This window comes from Actinomadura meridiana, from assembly GCF_039537545.1.
GTDB classification, from domain to species: domain Bacteria; phylum Actinomycetota; class Actinomycetes; order Streptosporangiales; family Streptosporangiaceae; genus Spirillospora; species Spirillospora meridiana.
In genome coordinates, this window is sequence record NZ_BAABAS010000007.1 from 17,164 (window position 1) to 33,910 (window position 16,747).

The 16,747-nt window shown below is 70.8% G+C and carries 15 protein-coding genes; 7 read left to right on the forward strand and 8 right to left on the reverse strand.

Going from position 1 to position 16,747, the window contains the following annotated elements; genetic code table 11:
* Positions 1-9 precede the first annotated feature (9 nt).
* The 8 genes from hemW to ABD808_RS18040 all read right to left on the reverse strand — a co-directional run bounded on the left by hemW (position 10) and on the right by ABD808_RS18040 (position 8,767).
* Positions 10-1,383, reverse strand: a complete 1,374-nt coding sequence (gene hemW / locus ABD808_RS18005) for a radical SAM family heme chaperone HemW (protein WP_344898046.1) — start codon at positions 1,381-1,383, stop codon at positions 10-12.
* A 77-nt stretch (positions 1,384-1,460) separates the two neighbouring features.
* Positions 1,461-2,831, reverse strand: coding sequence for a coproporphyrinogen-III oxidase family protein (locus tag ABD808_RS18010; protein WP_344898048.1), 1,371 nt, complete (start codon positions 2,829-2,831; stop codon positions 1,461-1,463).
* A complete protein-coding gene (locus ABD808_RS18015; RefSeq protein WP_344898050.1) occupies positions 2,828-4,240 on the reverse strand; it encodes a B12-binding domain-containing radical SAM protein in 1,413 nt (470 codons plus the stop codon). The genes ABD808_RS18010 and ABD808_RS18015 overlap by 4 nt, the downstream gene beginning before the upstream one ends.
* On the reverse strand, positions 4,237-5,124 hold the full coding sequence (locus tag ABD808_RS18020; protein WP_344898052.1) for a cyclase family protein: 888 nt from the start codon (positions 5,122-5,124) through the stop codon (positions 4,237-4,239). The genes ABD808_RS18015 and ABD808_RS18020 overlap by 4 nt, the downstream gene beginning before the upstream one ends.
* Positions 5,121-6,362, reverse strand: a complete 1,242-nt coding sequence (locus ABD808_RS18025) for a beta-ketoacyl synthase N-terminal-like domain-containing protein (RefSeq protein ID WP_344898054.1) — start codon at positions 6,360-6,362, stop codon at positions 5,121-5,123. Before ABD808_RS18025 ends, ABD808_RS18020 begins: the two co-directional genes overlap by 4 nt.
* Positions 6,359-7,657, reverse strand: a complete 1,299-nt coding sequence (locus ABD808_RS18030; protein ID WP_344898056.1) for a beta-ketoacyl-[acyl-carrier-protein] synthase family protein — start codon at positions 7,655-7,657, stop codon at positions 6,359-6,361. Before ABD808_RS18030 ends, ABD808_RS18025 begins: the two co-directional genes overlap by 4 nt.
* Positions 7,654-8,517, reverse strand: coding sequence for a cupin domain-containing protein (locus ABD808_RS18035; protein ID WP_344898059.1), 864 nt, complete (start codon positions 8,515-8,517; stop codon positions 7,654-7,656). Before ABD808_RS18035 ends, ABD808_RS18030 begins: the two co-directional genes overlap by 4 nt.
* Before the next feature lie 16 nt (positions 8,518-8,533).
* A complete protein-coding gene (locus tag ABD808_RS18040) occupies positions 8,534-8,767 on the reverse strand; it encodes an acyl carrier protein (protein ID WP_344898061.1) in 234 nt (77 codons plus the stop codon).
* A gap of 550 nt (positions 8,768-9,317) precedes the next feature.
* Here ABD808_RS18040 and ABD808_RS18045 point away from each other — a divergent pair.
* The 7 genes from ABD808_RS18045 (at position 9,318) to ABD808_RS18075 (ending at position 16,619) form a co-directional block, all read left to right on the forward strand.
* Complete coding sequence (locus ABD808_RS18045; protein ID WP_344898063.1) at positions 9,318-9,992, forward strand: response regulator transcription factor; 675 nt, start codon at positions 9,318-9,320, stop codon at positions 9,990-9,992.
* An 80-nt stretch (positions 9,993-10,072) separates the two neighbouring features.
* Complete coding sequence (locus ABD808_RS18050; RefSeq protein ID WP_344898065.1) at positions 10,073-11,257, forward strand: sensor histidine kinase; 1,185 nt, start codon at positions 10,073-10,075, stop codon at positions 11,255-11,257.
* A 93-nt stretch (positions 11,258-11,350) separates the two neighbouring features.
* Positions 11,351-12,127 carry a LytR/AlgR family response regulator transcription factor gene (locus ABD808_RS18055; protein ID WP_344898067.1) on the forward strand — a complete coding sequence of 259 codons (777 nt, stop codon included), beginning with the start codon at positions 11,351-11,353 and terminating at the stop codon, positions 12,125-12,127.
* A 32-nt stretch (positions 12,128-12,159) separates the two neighbouring features.
* A complete protein-coding gene (locus ABD808_RS18060; protein ID WP_344898069.1) occupies positions 12,160-12,591 on the forward strand; it encodes a DUF485 domain-containing protein in 432 nt (143 codons plus the stop codon).
* Entirely contained in the window at positions 12,588-14,318 is a 1,731-nt protein-coding gene (locus ABD808_RS18065) for a sodium/solute symporter (protein WP_344898071.1), read from the forward strand. Before ABD808_RS18060 ends, ABD808_RS18065 begins: the two co-directional genes overlap by 4 nt.
* Positions 14,319-14,476: 158 nt before the next feature.
* The gene (locus tag ABD808_RS18070) at positions 14,477-14,860 is read left to right on the forward strand and encodes a DUF485 domain-containing protein (RefSeq protein WP_344898073.1); all 384 of its coding nucleotides are present in this window, start codon (positions 14,477-14,479) and stop codon (positions 14,858-14,860) included.
* A gap of 148 nt (positions 14,861-15,008) precedes the next feature.
* Positions 15,009-16,619: a solute symporter family protein gene (locus ABD808_RS18075; RefSeq protein ID WP_344898075.1), complete on the forward strand. Its 1,611-nt coding sequence runs from the start codon at positions 15,009-15,011 to the stop codon at positions 16,617-16,619.
* Positions 16,620-16,747 lie beyond the last annotated feature (128 nt).

Below are 16,747 nucleotides of genomic sequence, written 5' to 3' on the forward strand. Positions count from 1 at the left end.
CCTTCCGGATCAGTCGCGGATTCGGCGGGGCGGGGCCTGCCCGGCCTTCATCAGCCGTCCGCGCGCCAGGACCTCGCGGGGGATCGCCTCGATCTCGGCGTACCGGGCGGAGAAGAACTCGCGGCACACGTTGTTGCCCCAGAACACGCCGTCCTCGGTCAGCCGGATCTCCTCGTCGGTGACCTCCAGCAGCCCCTGGTCGGCCAGCCGCTCGATCTTCTCGCCGAACACATCGGTGGGATCGACGCCGAACAGCTCGCGGAACCGGGGCCGCCGCACGCTGAACAGCCGCAGGCCCTTCGCCATCGCGCCGCACATCTCCTCGTCGCGGTCGGCGGGCGAGCCGATGAGGACGGGCTTGTCGCCCCGGTCGACGGCCTCCTGGTACTCGGTGAGCGGCCCCTTGTTCACGTACATGTAGCCGCCGAGGTAGCCGAACGCGGCGGCGCCCGCGCCGAGCAGGTCGGCCTGGTCGGAGAAGTACAGCACCGCGTGCTTGTTGATCTTTCCGGGCAGTGCGAAGTCGTAGACGGAGTACTGCTCGTAGCCCGCTTCCCTGAGCATCTGCGCGGCCATCCGGTACATCGAGATCTCGTGGTCGTGCTCGCCGGGCGGGTCCAGCCGACCCTTGTCGATCTTCGAGAACAGCCGGGTGAACGGCGGGATGATCAGCGAGAACAGGGTGACGTGGTCGTAGCGCCAGTCGATCGCCTCGCTGACGTCGGCGCGCCACTGCTCCAGCGTCTGGCCCGGCAGGTTGTAGATCAGGTCGATGCCGACGTTGTCGTAGCCCGCGTCCCGCGCCACCCGCGTGGCGAGCCGCGACGTCTCCGGCTCCTGCGGGATCTCCAGCATCGACGCGAAGTCGTCGTTGAAGGTCTGCACCCCGAAGCTGATCCGGTTGCCGCCGGCCTCACGCGCGGCGGCCAGCTTCTCGGCGTCGAAGTTCGACGGGTTCCCCTCGATGCCGATCTCGGCCTCGGGGCCGAACCTCAGCACGGTCCTGCAGTGGGTGATGAGGTCGTGCATCTGGTCGGCGGACAGGCAGCTCGGCGTGCCGCCGCCGATCGCCAGCGAACCGAACGTGAAGGACGACACCAGCGGCGTCCGAGCGTAGTCGTCGATCTCCCGCTTGAGCCGGGTGACGTACCGGTTGAGCTTCTCCTCGTCCATGAGCTGCTTGTTGAACGGGCAGAAGTTGCAGATCTTGTCGCAGAACGGGATGTGGATGTACATCGCCTTCTCGCCGCCGCGGCGGGCGGGAGCGTCCAGGCTCATCAGTCCGGGAACCGCCGCGGGGTCAGGTGGTTCCGCCGGAAGCGGGTAGTGCGAGACGCAGATCCGTTCCCGTTTCTCGTACGGATTGGTCACGACGATCGACACGGCCGGGCTCCTTCGTTCGGAGGTGGGTCTCGGAGTGGAGTGGGGGAGGCGGGACGTGCGCGCCTCGGGCACGGACGTCAGGACGCGGGCTTGACCTGCGGGACGTCGCGCTTACGGGCCAGCGCCTCGGCGAGCTTCTGCCCGCGGGCGCGGATGGCGTCGGAGTAGAACTCCTTGGCGACGTCGTAGCCGAACAACGCCCCCAACTCGGTGAGGCGGATCTCGTCGGGTCCGCATTCGATGAGCCCGCGGCTCGTGAGGTCGTCCAGCAGGGGGCCGAAGACGTCCTCGGGACCGCAACCGTGCCGCTCGGTGAACGTCCGGCGGCTCAGCGACAGCATCCGCAGCCCCATCGCCATGGTCGCCCGCGGCCGTTCCTCCGCCGGGGTGAGCTGGCCGGCGTTGATCGGGGGGACCCGCCGCCCGTTCAGCTCGGTGTAGCGCTTGAGCTCGGCCACGTTGACGTAGGTGTACTCGTTGACGGTGCCCATCGCGCCCGCGCCGAGCCCGAGCAGGTCGCCGAAGTCGCGGAAGTGGATCCGCGCGTGCCGGTAGTCGGCGTCCGGCACCGAGTAGTCCGGGACGGAGGTCTGCCGCAGCCCGAGCTCGGCCAGCCGCTCGCCCGCCCGCCTGCACAGGTCCAGCTCGTGGGGCAGGTCGCCGATGCCCGCGACCTTCCCGTCGTTCACCTCGCGGAACAGCTTGGTGTGGGGCATCACCGACAGCGGGAACAGGGTGATCTGCCCGACCCCGGCGTCCAGCGCGATGTCCAGGTCGGTCAGCAGGTGCGCGGTTGTCTGGCCGGGCAGGTTGTAGATCAGGTCGATGCTCACGTTGTCGATGCCCGCCTCCTGCGCCCAGCCGATGACGCGGAGCGAGGTGTCGCCGTCCTGCGCGACGTCGGACGCGGCCCCGACCTCGGCGTCGAACGTCTGCACCCCGAAGCTGACCCGGTTCACGCCCGCCGCCCGCACCGCCGCGAACTTCTCCGGGGTCGCGGTGATCGGGCTGGTCTCCAGGGTGATCTCGGCGTCCGGAAGGAACCGGAACACCGCGCGGGCGTGGGAGATGACCTCCGAGAGCTGCTCGGGGGACAGCGAGCTCGCCGTGCCGCCGCCCATGTACAGCGAGCCGAACGAGGTGCTCCGGAAGTACGGCGTCTCGGCGTAGAACGTCATCTCGCGCTTGAGGTCCGCGACGTAGGCGCGCACCCGGTCCTCGTCCTTGAGGTACTTCACGAAGGGGCAGAAGCCACAGAGGTATTCGCAGAACGGGATGTGCATGTACATCGCCGCGGGCTGGGGCGCGTGGCTCGGCGCGTCCAGGCCCATGTTCGCGGCGATCTCCCCGTGGACGGGGGACGCCCACGGCATCGGGTAGCACATCACGGGCTGACGGTCGCGGGAGGTATAGGGAAGTTCACGTGGCAGTGCCGAAACGGTGGTCATCCCAGCAGTCCTTCCTGAGCGGAGACGCGGTCCTGCGCCGAGACGCGCAGCGAGCTGCCGGCCACCTCCGCGGCCAGCCTTTCTGGGTCGAAGTTCATCCGGACGAGGATCCGCGGGTGGTCGGCGATGAACTGCTCGATCATTGTGAGGATCGCCTCGCAGTCGGCCTGGCCGAGCGCCTCGTCCACGTAGAACAGGGCTTGGAGCATGTCGACGTCGGCGCGCTGACCGTCGCCGCCGAGGCTTTCCCACAGGGGTGTCTGGGGGTAGACGCGGATGCCGAAGGCGATGGTGAGGACGTCGGGCGGGCAGCGGTGCATCGTGTCCAGCGTCCGTGCCACCGTGTCCTTCGTCTCGCCGGGGCCGCCGAGCAGCAGCGAGTGGACGATGCGGACCCCGGAGCGCCGCGCGCACGCGGTGGCGTTCACGATGTCGGCCTCGGTGAAGTCCTTCTGGAGGCTGGTCAGCATCTCGTCGCAGCCCGCGTCCAGCCCGAAGTTGAGGGTCTCGCACCCGGCCCGCCTGAACAGGGCGGTCAGGCCGTCGTCGTACTGGAGCGGGTTCGTGTAGGCCATCCACGTCACGCCGAGGTCGGCGGCGACCATTTCCTCGCAGACCGCGACCGCGTGCCGTCGTGGCAGGTTGAAGATGCTGTCGGTGATGAAGAACCGGGTGACGCCGGAGTGGTCGCGCACCTGCCGCATCTCGGCGACGATGTGCTTCGGGCTGCGCAGCCGGAACCGTTTGCCCTCGATCGACGGGACCGGGCAGTACGAGCACCGGAACGCGCACCCCCGTTTGGTCTGGATGCCGTAGGTGGGTTGGGGGCCGACGACCTTGGTGCTGAAGTAGCGCTCGTCCGGGACGAAGTAGCGCGGCGCGACGATCGAGCCGGGGTCGATGACCCGGGCGGCGGGCGCCGTGGTCACGGTGTCGCCGTCCCGCCGCAACAGTCCGGGCGCGCCGTCCGGCGCGCGACCCTCGGCGAGGGCGTCGGCGACCGCGACGATCGCCGGTTCGCCCTCCCCGTTGACGCCGAGGTCGACGTCCAGGAGCCGCATGATCTCGGCGGGCATCAGGGAGAACGCGGACCCGCCGAGCACGATCGGCGCGGACGAGGACGCCCGGCAGGTGTCGACGACCAGCTTCACGTCGCCGAGGTTGCCCCGGTACCGCAGGTAGGTCTCGTTGTCGATGTTGCGGACGGAAATCCCGATCAGACCCGGCCGGTACCCGGCGACCGCCTCGGCCACTACGGGGGCGAGCCGCTCGTCCGGTTCGAAGCACAGGTCGAGGATCCGGGCCTCGTGCCCGGCCTCCACCAGCGCGGTCTGGAGGTAGGCGACACCGGCGGGCACCGCGTACGACGGCCGTGCCTCCCGGTTGGTCGCGATGAGCAGGACTCTCATGGGGTCTCCTCGGGGACGACGGCCACGGGACGGACCCATGCGGCGCCCGCGTCCGTCACCCGGATCGGCGGGCACAGGACGGTGAAGCCGGTCTGGCGCGGGAGGCGCGCGAGACCGCCCATCCGCTCGATCTGGAGGTACTCGCGGGTCCGGCCGAACAGGTGGCACGGCCACAGGCAGGACGGGTCGCCGGTCGCGTAGAAGCGTTCGATCATCACGGGCGCGGGCAGATCGAACCCCGCCGTGTCGATTCCGATGACCTTGACGCCGTGGTCGGTGAGATGGCGGACGGCGCCGACGCTCATGCCGGGATGCGCGCCGAAGTAGCGGGGCCCCGGCCACAGCTCGTCCGATCCGGTCTGGATGAGGACGATGTCGCCCTGCCGCGGGACGTGCCCGATGCGGTCGAGTTCGGCGGCGACGTCTTCCGCGCTGATCTCCTCGCACGCCTTCTTGTGCGTGAGGCGCAGCAGCACGCCGTTCCCCACACACCAGTCGAGCGGGATCTGGTCGATGCGGAGCGCGTCCCGGCCTTCGCAGAGCGGCCCGTAGTGGAAGGGCGCGTCCATGTGGGAACCGGCGTGCACCGAGAGGGTGAACAGCTCGTTGCCCAGGAAACTGTGGTCGGGGAAGCAACCCGCGTCGATCCTGCGGCGGCGCGTCACGTACGCGGCGGCGCGTGACAGCCGTGTCCACAGTGGCAGGCGGCGGTTGAACGCCGCCTTGCGGCCGATCCGCCGACCGCCGTCCTCGTGCCGCCACAGTTGCCTGCGCAGCACCGCCGGGTCGAACGGGTTCGGCTCGATCGGCATGCTCAGGTCGATCAGCGCGGCACCGGCGGGCAGGGCGGGGACCGCCCGGGCGTGGGGGTCGGTCATGCTCATCGGTGGCCTCCCGGCGCGTGCAGGACGGCGGCCGCGTTGAAGCCGCCGGCTCCCCTGGCGATGACGAGGGCGGTGCCCAGTCCCGTGTCGCGGCGCGGGGTTCGCACCACGTCCAGCGCGCCGCGGAACGGGATCCCGTCCAGGCCGTCGGCGGCGGGAGGGATGACGTCGTGGAAGAGCGACAGCGCGGCCCAGGAGAGGTCGAGCAGGGCCCCGGCCGAGTTGAGGCGCCCGGTGAGCGTCTTCGGCACGGCGACCGGCGGGGCAGCCGCCGTGCCGAAGACCGCCTCCAGCGCCTCGATCTCCAGCCGGTCCCAGCGCGGGTCGCCGGAGGCGTCGGCGAACACGACGTCCACCTGCGAGGGCACGACGTCGGCGCGGTCGAGCGCCGACCGGACGGCGGCGACGAGGCGTCCCGCGTCCGGCGGCGGCTCCTCGGGATGGTGGGCGTCGTGGGTGGACGCGACGGCGGCCAGTTCGGCGTAGACCTGTGCGCCGCGGCGGCGGGCCAGGTCCGCGTCCTCGACCACCACCATCGCCGCGCCCTCGCCGAGCACCCCGCCCCGGGCGCGGCGCGTGAACGGCAGGTACGCCGCCGCGGGCTCGGCGCCGGTGCTGAGCGTGTCGTGCTGGTGGCAGACCAGGGCGAACGGCGACAGCGGCGCCTCCGCCGCGCCCAGCAGGACGTGGTCGGCGCCACCGCGGCGCAGGAGTCGCAGCGCCGCGGCCGCGGCCTGGAGACCGCCCGCGCCCTCCGCGACCGTCACGCCGCAGCGTCCCGTGACGCCGTGCCGGATGGACGTCTGCCCGCACAGCGCCGCGTAGAACCAGCCGATCGACTGGTAGACGCTCACCGCGCGCGGGCCCTTGCCCCACAGCGCGTGGATCTCCCGCTGGCCGAACTCGTTCCCGCCCGTGGCGGCGGCCGTCAGCACCGCGAGGCGGGACCGGTCGGCGTCCGGTTCGGGGAGGGCGGCGTCCGCCAGGGCCAGTTCGGCGGCGGCCATGCCCAGCCACGTCCACCGGTCCGTCTGCACCCGTATTTGCGGGGACACGAACTCCTCCGGCCGGAAGTCGGGCACCGACCCCGCCACGCGCAGGCCGGTTCCGCCGTGGACCTCCGGGGCGATCCGGCGCAGGCCGCCGCGCCTGCCGAGGGTGTTCTTCCAGTGCGCCCCGACGCCGATGCCGGTCGGCGCGGCGACACCCACACCACTGATCGCGAACCGGGGTGTCATGCGGCGGCCTCCCCGGGGGCGGTGTCGTCAACGGCGTCGTCGCGGGCGGCTCCCGGGGCGGAGAAGATCATGGCGGACTGGAAGCCGCCGAACCCGCTACCGACCGACAGGACGTGCCGGACGTCCCGGGGGCGGGCGGTGACCGGCACGTAGTCCAGGTCGCATTCCGGGTCGGGGGTGGTGAGGTTCGCGGTGGGCGGCACCGTCCCGCGCTCGATCACCAGCGCGCAGGCGGCCATCTCGATGGCGCCGATCGCGCCCAGCGAATGCCCCACCATCGACTTGATCGAGCTGATCGGCACGGCCGTCGCCGCCGGGCCGAGCGACCGTTTGAAGGCCGCCGTCTCGTGCCGGTCGTTCTGCTTCGTGCCCGAGCCGTGCGCGCTGATGTATCCGATGTCGGACGGGTCGAGCCCCGCCTGGCCCATCGCGTCCGTGATCGCCTCGGCCATCTCCCTGCCGTCAGGGCGCAGCCCGGTCATGTGGAAGGCGTTGGAGCGTCCGGCGTAGCCGGTGACCTCGCAGTAGATCCGCGCGCCGCGCCGACGGGCCCGCTCGGCCTCCTCCAGCACGAGGACGGCGGCGCCCTCGCCGAGGACGAACCCGCCGCGGGTCGCGTCGAAGGGGCGCGACGCCGTCTCCGGGTCGTCGGACGGCGTCGTCGCGCGGATCGCGTCGAAGCACGCCACCGTGATCGGGGAGATCGGCGCGTCGGCCGCGCCCGCGATCATCACGTCGGCCTCGCCGTCAACGATCATCTCGTGCGCGACGCCGATCGCGTCGATGCCCGACGTGCAGCCGGTGGAGATCAGCTGGGCGGGCCCCGCGGCGGCGAACCTGACGGCGAGTTCGGCCACCGCCGAGGACGGCACCAGCGCCTGGTAGAGGAAGGGGGCGCGGTGCCTGGCGTCGACCGTCCAGTCCCGGGCGCCGTCGCTGGCGACGACGTACTCCTCCTCCAGCCGGATCGTGGCCCCGACCGCGCTGCCGAGGCAGATGCCGGTGCGGTCCGGGTCCGGCGCGTCCGGGCCGCTGTCGGCGACCGCCTCGTCGGCGGCGGCCATCGCGAGGAGCGCGAAGCGGTCGTTCCGGCGGATCTCCCGTGGCGTCAGGCCACGCGTGCGCGGGTCGAAGTCGCACTCCGCGGCGATCCTCGAACGGAACGGGTCGGGGTCGAACGTGCTGATCACACGCATCGCGGGGCGTCCGGAGAGCAGCCGCGCCCAGAACCGTTCCCGGTCCGGGCCGCCGGGCGCCACCACGCCCACCCCCGTCACGGCGGTGCGCCGAGTCACCTGGCCCCTCCCGGCCGCGCGTCCTCGGCTTCGGCGCCGGTCTCGTCGTCGGTCTCGGTGACGACGTGCCCGAGCTCGGGCCTGGGCGCCAGCGGGCTGAGGGCGAACACGATGAGCGCGGGCGCGGACCCGACGTTGGTGACGCGGTGGCGCACGTTCCGCGGGACGAGCACGGCGTCCCTGGGGCGCAACTCGCGCGGCACGCCGTCCAGGTCGACCCTGACGGTCCCCTCCACGAGGAACAGGTGCTCCTCGGAGTAGGGGTGGTAGTGCTCGCCGACCCGTTCGCCCGGCATCAGCTCGACCGCTCCGGAGATCCCGGTCGAGCAGCCCACCGTCACCGGGCTGAGCATGGTCCGCATGTCACCGCCACGCTGCCTGTTCGACCGCGTCGCGTCGAACGACCGCACCGTCGACCGGTCGGCGCGTATCCGCCCGGCGATGACGCGCATCTGTTCCCGCGACCCATTGTTGAGGCGTGCCTCCATGCCGGTGTCGTCGACGGGCGCGTCGGGACGCATCCGGAAGTCCTGGACCCAGCGCATCCGGGTCCGGTCCGGCCCGAGCGGCTCGTACGTCCAGCACAGGTTCATGAACTCGAACGGGCCCGTCTCGATACGGCGCGCCCGGACGGTCCAGGCGGCGCGGTCCAGCAGACGCTCGGACACCCAGGACCAGACGTGACCGTCCCGGTCGGGGTGCATGGTCAGCCGGAACTCGACCCGCTTCTCGGTCTGGGCGAGGATCTCGACCTTGGCGTACTCGGTGAACAGCTCGGGCCAGGAGTTCAGATCGTTCGTCCGTTCCCAGACGTATCCGATCGGTGCCTCGATCTCCACGCAGTTGTCGGTGTGTCCCATGACCGTCGCCCCTCGTTCATTCAGCCGTCACGCCGGAAAGAAACCTCATCAAATCGGCGGGCGTGGTCTCTTCCCGCAGTTCATCCTCGATGTCGACCCCGAATCGCTCCTGCACACGCGCGGCGATCTCGGCCCGCGCCAGGGAGTCGACGCCGAGTTCCTCAAAGGCCGTCTCGCATTGGGCGTCGGTAATTTCCACGCCGACCGCGACCAGTAGCCTGCCTGCCTCCGACCCGCTGATACCTGACAACTGACCCTCCTTTGGCGAGTGGGCCGTTTCGCACAGTTGAGCGTAGGTTCGGGTCCCCGGCCGCGACATCGCCCGGAAGCCGGAAGTGCCCTGCCCATCTGGTTCATGCGCGGCTCGTCTTCAGGGCTAGGCGCGCCTCATCCCGGTAACCGCCCCCGGGCTCGCGTTCGGAGCGTGATGTGACGGGCACGCTGCGCGATAAGTGCTGGCCTTCGGCCGGTTCGGGGACGCCGGACGAATGCGGATAACCGCGATGCCAGGCGTGTCGCCGCGAAATGGTGCCGGTCCGAAAATGGTGACCCGGTCCGCTTGTGTCCAACCTTGGACAACGATCTTGTTTCCAAAAAGACGATCAAGAAAACTCTCAGAGGAAGCGGGCACGGCGCACACGGGGGGCCGAACGCGGCCGATCACTCTCCCGAAACGGGAAGGAACTCCCGCTACCTCCGTGCGGCTCAGATGGCGTTTTCACGCCAATCCCTTCACCGGCCGCGGTGCCCGGGGCAAGGCGGCAGCGCACCTTCGGTGGCGCGGAGAGTGGTGGTGACAGATGAGCCTGGTCAGACTCATGGTCGCGGACGACGAACCGATGGTCCTCGCCGGTCTGCGCACGACCCTGTGTCGGCGCTCCTCGATCGCGGTCGTGGCGGAGGCGTCCAACGGGGCCCAGGCCCTCGCCCTGTGCCGGTCCGTGCGTCCGGACGTCGTGCTCATGGACACCTCGATGCCCGTCATGGACGGTTTCCAGGCGACCGAGGCCATCTGCGGACCGGGCGGCGTCCCCGGCGTCCGCATCGTCATGTACGGACAGTCCGACTCCGATGAGCACCTGTTCAGGGCGTTGCGCTCGGGGGTCCTGGGCTTCGCTCGCAAGAACGCCTCTCCCGACGAACTGATCAACTGCATCCACCGCGTCCACCGGGGTGAGGCGGGCCTGTCTCCGGGGGCGGTGACACGCCTGGTGAGCGAGTTCTCCCGCACCTGCGCGAGCGCGGCGACCAGCAACGGGTGTCTCGACGTCCTCAGCCCGCGCGAACGCGACGTCCTGGAGTTACTCCTGCGCGGGCTGCGCTACGACGAGATCGCCGCCCGGCTCACCCTGAGCAAGAGCACCGCCAAGTCCCACCTGCGCAACATCTGCCACAAGCTGGACGTCCGCGACCGCACGGAACTGGTCATCTACGCCCACGAACACGGCCTCCCCCTCCACTCCCGATGTTCGTGACACGGCTGAACGGGTGAGTGACACACGCGCCCTCCCGCGTGGTGGGGGTACCGCGTAGCTTTCGCCGTATGAATGTGGGGATGGCCGTTCTCGGCACGCTGGTGCTGACATGGGTTCCGGCGCTGGTGTGGTGGCGGCGACGCGGTCAGGGAGGTGATCTCGGCGGGCCCGCGCGGCGCGCGACGTTCGAGATGCTGCACACCGTGTCGCGGGCGGCGCCCGCGTTCCGGGCGGGGCTGACCGAGCAGGGCGCGCAGAAGGCGGCGCGGCATCTGCGGACGCTGCTGGGCTGCTCGGCGCTGGCCATCACCGACGGGGAGCGGCTGCTCGCCTGGGACGGTGAGCACGACCATCACGCCGTGGACGGTCCGCGCCACGCGGAGGTCACGTTCGCGAGCGGCCGCACCCAGGTGCACGACGTCCCGTGCGACCGGCTCGACTGCCTGATCCGCCGGGTCGTGGTGGTGCCGCTCGCCACCGACGACCATGTCGTCGGGACGCTCGCCGCGTACGGGGAGGACGTCCCCGCCGGGCTGATCCGCGCCGCCGACGAGGTCGCGCAGTGGGTGGACGCGCAACTCGAACTGGCCGAGTTCGACCATTCGCGGACGTTGCTGATGGAGGCGGAGATGCGGGCGCTGCGGGCGCAGATCTCGCCGCACTTCATCTACAACTCGCTGACGACGATCGCGTCGTTCGTCCGGTCCGACCCGGAGCGGGCGCGGGAGTTGTTGCTGGAGTTCGCCGGGTTCACGCGGTACTCGTTCCGGCGGCACGGTGACTTCACGACGCTGGCGGAGGAGCTGCGGTCGATCGACCGGTATCTGCTTCTTCAGCGTGCGCGGTTCGGGGAGCAGTTGCGGGTCACGTTGCGGATCGCACCGGAGGTGCTGCCGGTCGCGGTGCCGTTCCTGTGCCTCCAGCCGCTGGTCGAGAACGCCGTCCGGCACGGGTTGCAGGACAGGTCGGCGCCCGGCCTCATCACGATCATCGCGGAGGACGCCGGGTCGGACTGCGTGATCAGCGTCGACGACGACGGGATCGGGATGGACCCCGACGACGTCCGGCGGCTGCTGGCCGGGGAGATGCGCGGCGGGGTCGGCGACGACGGCGAGGCGGCCGGGATCGGCCTCGCCAACGTCGACGGGAGGCTGCGCCAGGTGTACGGCGACGAGTACGGACTCGCCGTGGAAACCGGGCCTGGCGCGGGCACGAAGGTGACCGTCCGGGTCCCGAAATACCGGGACGGAGTGACCGCGTCCTGAACTCCGATCCCACGAGTCCCGGGGCTGACCCCTTGACTCGTGGACGTCTGTTTACTGGAATGTGGCGGGCGGCACACGAAGGGCGGGGTTGCGGTGAGCCTGCGTGTCCTGGCGGTGGATGACGAGGCGCCCGCGTTGGACGACCTCGTCCACCTTCTCCGCGCCGACCCCAGAATCGGCGAGATCCACACGGCGCGGGACGGCGCGGCGGCGCTCCGCAAGCTCGACCGGGCCCTCGCGGAGGGGCGGCCCGTCGCCGCCGTGTTCCTCGACATCCGGATGCCGGGCCTGGACGGCACCGTCCTCGGCCGCGTCCTGGCGCAGTTCGCGCGGGCGCCGCAGATCGTCTACGTCACCGCGTACGAGGGCCACGCCGTCGACGCCTTCGAGATCAAGGCGACGGACTACATCCTCAAACCGGTGCGGCCCGAGCGGCTGAACGAGGCGATCCGGCGCGTGTCGGAGGCGACGGAGGAATGGATGGACGACGGCGGAACGGGCCCGCCGCCCTCGCCGTCGTCATCGGACGAGCCGGAGCCGATGCCCGTCGAGCTGGGCGGCGTCACCCGCTTCGTGACGCCCGCCGAGGTGCTGTACGTGGAGGCGCAGGGCGACTACGCGCGGCTGCACACGTCCGGTGGCAGCCATCTGGTCCGCATTCCGCTGGCCGCGCTGAGCGAACGGTGGAACGGTGCCGGGTTCGTCCGGGTGCATCGCAGCCATCTCGTCGCGCTGTCGGCGATCCGGGAGCTGCGGCTGGACTCGGGGCGCTGCACCGTCATCGTCGGCGAGGTGGAACTGCCGGTGAGTCGACGGCACGTCCGGGAACTGCGGGACCTGCTGGTGCGCCGGGCGAGGCGGTCACCCTGAGTCCGGGCGAGCAACCGGGCACCCGGCCGCCCGTGGTCAAGGGGTCGACGGGCAGGGGCCGGGTGCTGGTCACGGGGCCGCGGACGCGCGCCGTCCGCCGCCCCCGCTACCCGGTCACGCGGGAGATCGACGAGCAGACCGGGCTCGGCGAGGCGTACATGCGGTCGCTGGTGCGCACGCAACTGCGGCTCGCGCTGCGGCTGTGCCTCGTCCTCGCGGTGGTGGTCGCGGGGCTGCCGCTGCTGTTCGCGACACTCCCCGAGATCCGCGAGCGCGAGGTGCTGGGCGTGCCACTGCCGTGGCTCGTGCTCGGCGGGCTGATCTACCCGTGGTTCGTCGCCTGCGGCTGGTGGTACGTCCGGCAGGCCGAACGCAACGAGGACGACTTCGCCGAACTCGTCGACCGGTCGCCGTCGTCCGATGACCGGTCGCCGTCGTCTGATGACCGGGCGGACGCGCCGTGAGCGCGGCGTACGGGCTCGCGGGCGTTCTGCTGGTGGTGGTCGCCACCGTCCTGATCGGGGTGCTCGGGGTTCGCATCTCCCGGACGACGTCCGACTTCTACGTCGCGTCCCGGACGGTCACGCCGCTGCGGAACGCGTCGGCTATCGGTGGCGAGTATCTGTCGGCCGCGTCGTTCCTCGGTATCGCGGGCCTGATTCTGGTCTATGGCGCCGACATGTTGTGGCTGCCCGTCGGCTGGACGGGCGGGTATCTCGTGCTGCTGGTGCTGGTGTCGGCGCCGCTGCGCCGCTCCGGCGCGTACACGTTGCCGGACTTCGCCGAGGCGCGACTGGAGTCGATGCTGGTGCGGCGGGCGGCGAGCGTCCTCGTCGTGCTGATCAGCTGGCTGTATCTGTTGCCGCAGTTCCAGTCCGCCGGGCTCGTGCTGCGGACGGTGACGGGTGCGCCGGTGTGGACGGGCGGCGTCCTGATCGCGGTCGTCGTCGCGGTGAACGTGCTGGTCGGCGGGATGCGGAGTGTCACGCTCGTCCAGGCGTTCCAGTACTGGATGAAGCTGACGGCGTTGACGGTCCCGCTGGTGTTCCTGCTGCTGGCGTGGCGGTACGACGGCGCGCCCGGCCTGTCGTCGGACGCCCCGCCCGCGTTCGACAAGCGGACCACGGTGGCGGTCGGGATGGCGGTCACGGTGGACGTCACGGAGCCCGTCCAGGTCGTCGTGGACGGGCGCGTCGACGGCCGCGACTACGACCACGTCCCGCTCACCCTGAACGTCGGGCAGTACGACATCGACCAGGACACGTCCGTCACCTTCCCGGCGGGTGCTCAAGTCCCGCACGTGAGTGGCGGGCCCGTTACTACCGACCATGAGTGGGCGCTGCCGTTGGACGGCCGCGAACACTCCCTCTACGCGACGTACTCGCTGATTCTCGCCACGTTCCTCGGGACGATGGGGTTGCCGCATGTGCTCGTCCGCTTCTACACGAACCCTGATGGGCGGGCCGCGCGGCGTACGACCGTCTTGGTGCTGTCGCTGCTCGGCGCGTTCTATCTGTTTCCCGCCTTGTACGGGGTGCTCGGACGCCTCTACACGCCTGAGCTGTTGATGACGGGACGGGCGGACGCCGTCGTCCTCACCTTGCCGGGGCGTCTCATCGGCGGCGTCGGCGGTGACCTGCTCGGCGCGCTCGTCACGGGTGGCGCGGTCGCGGCGTTCTTGTCGACGTCGTCCGGGATCACCGTGTCGGTCGCCGGGGTGTTCGCGCAGGACATCCTGCGCGGCGGGGTGCGCTCGTTCCGCGCCGGGACGGTGCTCGCGCTGATCGTCCCGCTGGCCCTCGCCATCGCGGCGCGGTCCCTGTCGGTCGCGGACGTCGTCGGTCTCGCGTTCGCGGTCGCGGCGTCCACGTTCTGCCCGCTGCTCGTCCTCGGCGTGTGGTGGCGGCGGCTGACCGTGCCGGGCGCGTTCGCCGGGCTCGCCGTCGGCGGCATCCTCGCGGGCACCGCCGTCATCGTGACGATCGCGGCCGGGCCACCGGCGGGCTTCCTCGGCGCGATGCTCGCCGAGCCCGCCGCCTGGACGGTGCCCGTCGCGTTCGCCGTCATGATCGTCGTGTCGTGGTGCACGCCGGGCCGGGTGCCGCCGGGCGTCGCGCGGATGATGGTGCGCCTGCACACTCCCGAGTCGCTGGACGTCGACCGGGGCACCTGGCGCCCGAAAAGGGTCTGACCGTTCGTCGCGTCAAATGGACCGTTCACCGACACGGCACGCAGACCGGCGACGATGAGCGGCAGCTGACCGCACCCCTCGGCCAGCCCTCTTCGCCCGTCCGGGACACCCTCCTTACCGTGGCGCGTGACTACCGTCACAACAGAGGAGGGGCGGTCGTGTCCGTCGATAAGGGCGCCTCCGGCACCGTCTATGAACGGTTCCAGGGCAGCACGGAATTCCAGGAACTCCGGCGGAGATTCCGCCGATTCGCATTCCCCATGACCGCGGCGTTCCTCAGCTGGTATCTGCTTTATGTCGTCATGTCCGGGTGGGCGCGCGGCTTCATGGGCACCGAGTTGTTCGGTGCCGTGAACGTCGCGCTGGTGTTCGGGCTCCTCCAGTTCCTGTCGACGTTCGTCATCGCCTGGCTGTACTCGCGGCACGCCGCCCGCAGCCTCGACCCGCTCGCGGACAAGATCCGCGGGCAGGTCCTCAGCGACGGCACGGCGGCCACCGGGTCCGACGACGCCGGTGAACCCGAGGCGGAGGGCGCCCGATGACCGCAGCGGAGCGAGGATCTTCGGGCGTCCTGTCCGGGGGTCTGGGGGTCGCCCCCCAGAAGGAACGCCCGATGACCGCAGCGGAGCGAGGATCTTCGGGCGTCCTGTCCGGGGGTCTGGGGATCGTCCCCCAGAAGGGTGGGGTCCGATGAGTAACGAGACTCTGTCGATCATTCTGTTCCTGACGTTCGTGGCGGCTACGCTCGCGATCACCGTCTGGGCGAGCCGGAACACCAAGGACGCCACCGACTTCTACGCGGGTGGACGGTCCTTCACCGGCGTCCAGAACGGGCTCGCGATCGGCGGCGACTACATGTCCGCCGCGTCGTTCCTCGGCATCGCCGGGCTCATCGCCCTCTACGGCTACGACGGGTTCCTGTACTCGATCGGGTTCCTCGTCGCGTGGCTGGTGGCGCTGCTGCTGGTCGCGGAGCTGCTGCGGAACTCGGGCCGCTTCACGATGGCGGACGTGCTCGCGTTCCGGATGAGCCCGCGTCCCGTCCGCACCGCCGCCGGGGTCTCCACGATCATCGTGTCGATCTTCTACCTGCTGGCGCAGATGGTCGGCGCGGGCGCGCTGGTGTCCCTGCTGTTCGGGTTCCACAGCGACTTCGCGAAGGGCGCCACGATCGCGCTGGTCGGCGTGCTGATGATCGTGTACGTCGTGTTCGGCGGGATGAAGGGCACCACCTGGGTGCAGATCGTGAAGGCGTGCCTGCTGCTGACCGGCGCGATCCTCATCACGATCCTCGTGCTGGGCGAGTTCAACTTCAACCTGTCGTCGCTGCTGAACGACGCCGCCGACCAGAGCGGCAAGGGCGACAAGTTCCTGGAGCCGGGGCTGCGCTACGGCACCGACGCGAGCGGCCTTGAGGGCAAGCTCGACCTGATCAGCCTGGGGCTCGCGCTCGTCCTCGGCACGGCGGGCCTGCCGCACATCCTGATCCGGTTCTACACCGTCCCGACGGCGCGCGACGCCCGCAAGTCGGTGCTGTGGGGCATCGGCCTCATCGGCGGCTTCTACCTGCTGACCCTGGTCCTCGGCTTCGGCGCCGCCGCCCTCGTCGGCAGCAAGGACATCGCGAAGGAGAATCCGGCGGGCAACACCGCAGCGCCACAACTCGCGGAGAAGATCGGAGACCTCGTCTTCGGTGACGCGGGCGGCACCATCCTGCTCGCGGTCATCGCGGCGGTCGCGTTCGCGACGATCCTCGCGGTCGTGTCCGGGCTGACGCTCGCCTCGTCGTCGTCGTTCGCCCACGACCTGTACGCCCACGTGTTCCGCAGGGGCAAGGCCACCGAACGCGACGAGATTCGCGTCGCCCGTATCTCGGCGTTCGTCATCGGCGCCGTCGCGATCGTCCTCGGGATCTACGCGCAGCGCCTCAACGTCGCGTTCCTCGTGGCGCTGGCGTTCGCGGTGGCCGCGTCCGGGAACCTGCCCGCGATCCTTTACAGCCTGTTCTGGAGGCGGTTCAACACGGCGGGCGCCGTCGCCGCCATCTACGGCGGGCTCGGCTCCGCGATCTTCCTGGTCGCGTTCTCCCCGGTCGTGTCCGGGACGCCGAAGGCCCTGTTCACCGACGTGGACTTCCACTGGTTCCCGCTGGAGAACCCGGGGATCATCTCGATCCCGTTCGGGTTCCTGTGCGGGTTCCTCGGGACGATCCTCAGCAAGGAGCACAACGCCGAGAAGTACGCGGAGATCGAGGTCCGCTCCCTCACCGGGGCGGGCGCCGAGGCCGCGACCGAGCACTGACACCTGCCGCGCGGGGACCGTCCCCCGTCCCCGCGCGGCCCCCGCGGCCCCGTCCGCCCACCTCCCTGGACGGGGCCGCCTCCCACGAGCGTCCCCCTGACGACAGCGGACGTCAGGGGGACGCGAAT

Coding starts and splice junctions, on each gene's coding strand:
- ABD808_RS18035 (WP_344898059.1), bottom strand. CDS start 8,517: ATGGGACACACCGACAACTGCGTGGAGATCGAGGCACCGATCGGATAC.
- ABD808_RS18010 (WP_344898048.1), bottom strand. CDS start 2,831: ATGACCACCGTTTCGGCACTGCCACGTGAACTTCCCTATACCTCCCGC.
- ABD808_RS18015 (WP_344898050.1), bottom strand. CDS start 4,240: ATGAGAGTCCTGCTCATCGCGACCAACCGGGAGGCACGGCCGTCGTAC.
- ABD808_RS18025 (WP_344898054.1), bottom strand. CDS start 6,362: ATGACACCCCGGTTCGCGATCAGTGGTGTGGGTGTCGCCGCGCCGACC.
- ABD808_RS18075 (WP_344898075.1), top strand. CDS start 15,009: ATGAGTAACGAGACTCTGTCGATCATTCTGTTCCTGACGTTCGTGGCG.
- ABD808_RS18045 (WP_344898063.1), top strand. CDS start 9,318: ATGAGCCTGGTCAGACTCATGGTCGCGGACGACGAACCGATGGTCCTC.
- ABD808_RS18020 (WP_344898052.1), bottom strand. CDS start 5,124: ATGAGCATGACCGACCCCCACGCCCGGGCGGTCCCCGCCCTGCCCGCC.
- ABD808_RS18050 (WP_344898065.1), top strand. CDS start 10,073: ATGGCCGTTCTCGGCACGCTGGTGCTGACATGGGTTCCGGCGCTGGTG.